This window comes from Okeania sp. SIO2B9 (assembly GCF_010672505.1).
GTDB classification, from domain to species: Bacteria; Cyanobacteriota; Cyanobacteriia; order Cyanobacteriales; family Microcoleaceae; genus Okeania; species Okeania hirsuta.
Genome location: NZ_JAAHGK010000578.1, coordinates 1 through 4,582 on the forward strand (window position 1 = coordinate 1; position 4,582 = coordinate 4,582).

Annotated in this window: 4 protein-coding genes and 1 pseudogene; 4 read left to right on the forward strand and 1 reads right to left on the reverse strand. The window is 34.4% G+C overall.

The window, feature by feature from the left end:
• Positions 1 to 342: 342 nt before the first annotated feature.
• The gene (locus F6K13_RS19420; protein WP_124146392.1) at positions 343 to 912 is read right to left on the reverse strand and encodes a Uma2 family endonuclease; all 570 of its coding nucleotides are present in this window, start codon (positions 910 to 912) and stop codon (positions 343 to 345) included.
• Positions 913 to 1,384: 472 nt separating this feature from the next.
• On the opposite strand from F6K13_RS19420, the gene F6K13_RS19425 reads away from it, so the two are divergent.
• The 4 genes and pseudogenes from F6K13_RS19425 to F6K13_RS19440 all read left to right on the forward strand — a co-directional run.
• Entirely contained in the window at positions 1,385 to 2,044 is a 660-nt protein-coding gene (locus tag F6K13_RS19425; RefSeq protein ID WP_124146391.1) for an S-layer homology domain-containing protein, read from the forward strand.
• A complete protein-coding gene (locus F6K13_RS19430; protein WP_161565004.1) occupies positions 2,031 to 2,192 on the forward strand; it encodes a hypothetical protein in 162 nt (53 codons plus the stop codon). Before F6K13_RS19425 ends, F6K13_RS19430 begins: the two co-directional genes overlap by 14 nt.
• 215 nt (positions 2,193 to 2,407) lie before the next feature.
• Positions 2,408 to 2,788 (forward strand): response regulator, encoded by a 381-nt coding sequence (locus tag F6K13_RS19435; protein ID WP_124146389.1) that lies wholly within the window; start codon positions 2,408 to 2,410, stop codon positions 2,786 to 2,788.
• A gap of 351 nt (positions 2,789 to 3,139) precedes the next feature.
• Positions 3,140 to 4,582 (forward strand): annotated as a pseudogene (locus F6K13_RS19440) (hypothetical protein); the annotation flags it as partial.

Sequence of the window (4,582 nt, forward strand, 5' to 3'; positions counted from 1 at the left end):
AGAAGGAGACAGGAGACAGGAGACAGGAGACAGGAGGAAAATTACATGGGGATTCGCTCCCCCAAGTAATTTTGAACACCCCCGTTGACGGTGGGGTATTAAACCCACAAAGAAAATGATAATATAAGACTTTTAGCTATTGGGCACTTCCTGCAATTTGTAAATATACCAGCGCACAGTACTATAATACTATAACCCTACGCACAAGTCAGAAGTCAGAAGTTAGAACTCAGAAGTAATCCCTGACTAACTTTGAGGATTTATAGATGTCTTCCTTGTTTCTGTTGTAGATAACTAAATTCCTTCTTTCTTCTTTCTTCTTTCTTCTTCCTTCTTCCTTCTTCACTCAAATTCTACATTTTCATAAATATCTGACAAAGAGATTTGAAATTCCACTGAACTTAAAGATAAAATAGCTCCATCACTTTCATATTCTGATAACCACCATTTGCCATCCTCAGTTTTGCTAAACTGTTCGACATAATATCTGTATTGGTCGATGAGAATATATTCCCGCAAACTATTTACTCTCCGATAATACTCAAATTTTTGTCCCCGGTCGTAGCTTTCTGTCGATCGCGATAATTCTTCGATAATTATCTGAGAATTAGTAATAGTATCTTGTCTACCTTCAGCATAAATAACTGGAGTGGCAATGACCATTATATCTGGATAGGTGTAGATATTTTTTGTTGGTATTGACAAGCGTAGATCGCTCATAAAAGTTTCATAAGGTTGCCCTTTAATGCCATACTTTAATGTTGCGTAAAAGTTACCAACAATTCGATTGTGATTTACAGTTCCTCCAGTCATGGGTATTATTTCTCCATCACGATATTCACTTCTAAATTCAGCAGTTTTTTCCTGCTCTAGATACTCTTCGACATAATAGTAAATTTGAGTTGCTTGCATTTAATTTTCTCCTATTCAACTATCATAATACTAACAGTTTATTTCTTAAATTTGAAGTAAAAAGGAAGAATGAAAAATATTACGTTGTCTGAGTTTTAAGCATTTATTAGAAGTCAGAACTCAGCAGAGAAATGAGATTCAAATCCCATCCTATTTATAGTCCAGTAAGGTGTGTTTTGCTGTCGCATAACTCCGTTAACGCTCCGCGACATGTTTGCGGAGCATGACTATCAGAAAAAGCAGTAGCGTAACTGAGTAAAACCCTATATCTATTGTCATTGCGTAACTCTTATTATTATTATTATTATTATGTTTGCTTCTCCCTGTACGGACGTTGCATGGAACGTCCGTAACCACTCCCCCTCCTGGGAGGGGTTAAGGGTGGGTTCCCCGCTTAAGAAAATTCTGTCGATCGCTGGATTTAGTATTACAATGAATATATCAACAAAAACTATGTGATTAAAATTATATTATGCAAAAATTTGTTAGTCTATTTTCCCTCATAGCATTATTACAATTACCAATAATTGTTCAAGCTCAAGAAGAAATAGTAGACCCCATAGAAAGAGTAGTTTCTGCAGGATTAATGACCAAAGATGCAGCCGGAAAATTTAATCGCAATGAAATTATTAGTAGAGCCGAATTAGCGTCAATTTTAGTCAAAACATTTGATTTAGAAAAACGTGAATCTTCCCAGAAACAAAATGTTGAATTAAAAGATGTTTCTTCAGATTATTGGGCTTATAATGATATTCAAATTGTCCTCAAAAATGCTGTAATGAGTGGCTATCGTGAGGGAATGTTTTTTCCAAATTATAAAATTAATCGGGCAGAAGCATTTGCGATTTTTGCTCAAGCTTATGGTGTTTTTCAGTTTCCTGAAGAAAATACTAAAAAGCTATTAAATAATTACCCAGATTCAGATAAAATCCCGAGTTGGGCAAAAAAATCAATAGCAACAGCATTGTATGAAGGTTTTGTGAATACTGAACCAGGTACAAACAACATAAATCCTTTAGAACCGATGACTCGTGGAGATATGGTTTATGTTTTGAATGCTTATTTAGACCGTCAACAACGCCCTGCATCTCTTCCCTGGAATGATGATTTGGTTCCAGGTGCAACCAGGTAATATTCAGAAGGAACAAGGAAGAAGGAAGAAGGAAGAAGGAAGAAGGAAGAAGGGAATGGGGATAGTCTTCGACACACCATTTCGTGTCTACAAACCCCAACTAATTGTCAACACCGCGAGTGAAGGCAGGGTATTAAACTCAAAATAAAAAGATAAAAAAAGTGGATATAAACAAGGTGAAATTTAAGTATCAATTCCAAATTGAAAAAATTACAAATTATGGCAGTAACAATTATTTACTCCTTGAGCAAATATTGAAACTTATAACCAACTTCCCAAACTGTTTTTATCTACTCAAAATTATATGTAGTTTCAAAGCACTATTACAAGTTCAATAATGTTAAATTAAATATATTTTATCCGATGGCAAAAAAACGAATTTTACTAATAGATGACGAAGAAGATATTAGAGAAGTAGCCCAACTTAGCCTAGAAATAGTAGGTGGTTGGCAAGTAATTACAGGTAGCTCAGGTAGTGAAGCTGTTGCTAAAGCAGAAGTAGAACAGCCAGATGCTATTCTCTTAGATGTAATGATGCCTGAAATAGATGGATTTTCTACTCTTAAACAACTACGAGCTAATCAGGCCACTCAGCAAATTCCAGTAATTTTCCTGACAGCGAAAGTTTGTTCGGAAGATCGCCATCAATTTTTGCAGTTGGGAATAAATGGAGTAATTAATAAGCCTTTTGATCCTATGTCTCTGGCAACTGAAGTAGAGACAATTTTGGGTTGGGTTCCATAGTAGTAATACCATTTCTCAAAAACTGTTCTACATTTTCTTGAGTGGGGAGTAGGGTAGTAGTGGAGAATTAAACATGAGAATCATTAACATTAACTGGGCTGCTAATTAGCAAAAAAATTATTATACCTGTATTAATTACATAATAACTGAAGTTTTATCGAAAAATAGTATTAATGAGTGGGAATTGGTTTAATTACTTTAAATTGACTACTGACTACTGACTACTGACTACTGACTACTTCTTCAAGTTCAAAAAACTCTAAACATTAGTGTCTAAAAATTACGCAGAAAAAAAAATTTGATATAAACTAAAGTAATATATTATGCAAAGTCACTCTGTAGACTTAATATATGTCAAACTGGGAATTTTTGCTACAGAAAGAAGGCGATAGAACCTGGCTACCTCTAGAATCATCCGATGTGGAGATTCTAGAAGGTCGTTATCGGATTGTGGCTCATACCCATATAGCCAATACAGAAGTCCAAATTCAGATTATTCACGATTCTCTCGAAGAAGTTCCACCCTTAAGGCGAGTTCAGAAACGTTCTAGTCTTACCCACTCTCAAGGTCTAATCTCTATTATCCCTTTTACCCGCCTCAAACCTGGTAAATGGGAATTTCGTTGTCAAAGTAAACCAACTACATCATCTGTCAAAGCAAAACAACATATTGTCCATTTAGAAGTATTGCCCACTGATTATGATGATTCAGATTTCTCACAAACACTAGATGTTCAGAGTCAGGAACTATATCCATTAGTAGATTCAGAAACTCAGGAAAATGAGTTGATTGCTAATGAAAATATATCTGTTTTTTCTAGTAAAATAAGCTCCATAGATCATCCAGAAGAAAATACAGAAAAAAAAGACTTTGAATTAACAACTAAATCAGATGACATAGAATTATTGGATGCTCAGATTGAAGAGAAAAATTCCACTAATTTACTAGATGATGAGGAAGAAGATTCAAGTATTCAAGCTCAAAACCAACTCGAAGAACAAAGTCATCCATCAGACATTAAAGATACAGAGGAAAAATTAAAAGAACTAACTGAAACTCTCAGACATAATTCATCAATACTTGGGCAAGTTGAGCAACAACAAGCAATAGAACAAGCAATAGAATTAGAGGCAAATCAACAGGCAGATACCAACATCACTAATCAGACTAACTCTACTATAAATTATCCTTTACAACTAACCTTAAACCAAGCATCTTATACTGCTCAACCAGGAGAAGCTTTAATTATATCTGGTCAAATAATCTTAGATAATCAAGCTCAAAATATTCAATCTACAGAAGGTTTAAATCACCTTATATCCCAGAATACTTTAACAAAAAATGATTCCTCCATTCCAGAAAATAATACTCCAATAGTTAATGGTAATTTAAAAATTTGTCTGCGTAATCCTCAAACTTCAGAAATTTTAATTGATATACAACAAGCTCTACCAGAACAAGTTACACCTATTATATTTGCTTGTACAGTCAATGTTCCAGAAAATATTAAAACTCGTTTAATATTAGGGCAAATTATCCTCACAAATAATACAGCTACTTTAGCTAATACATCTTTTACAATTACAGCCCCACTACAGAATTGGTTAACAGCAATTGATGATAATTTTACTGAAGATGACTATCAGGAAATGGCTGCAAAAATAACTCAGGCAGCAAGAAAATCAGAGCAAAAATCTCCTTCTTTTCAGGAGTTAGTAGAAAAAATTAATCAAGTTAAACCCCAGAAGGAATCTGATATAGAACAACCCTTACCACCACAGATATATCAACCA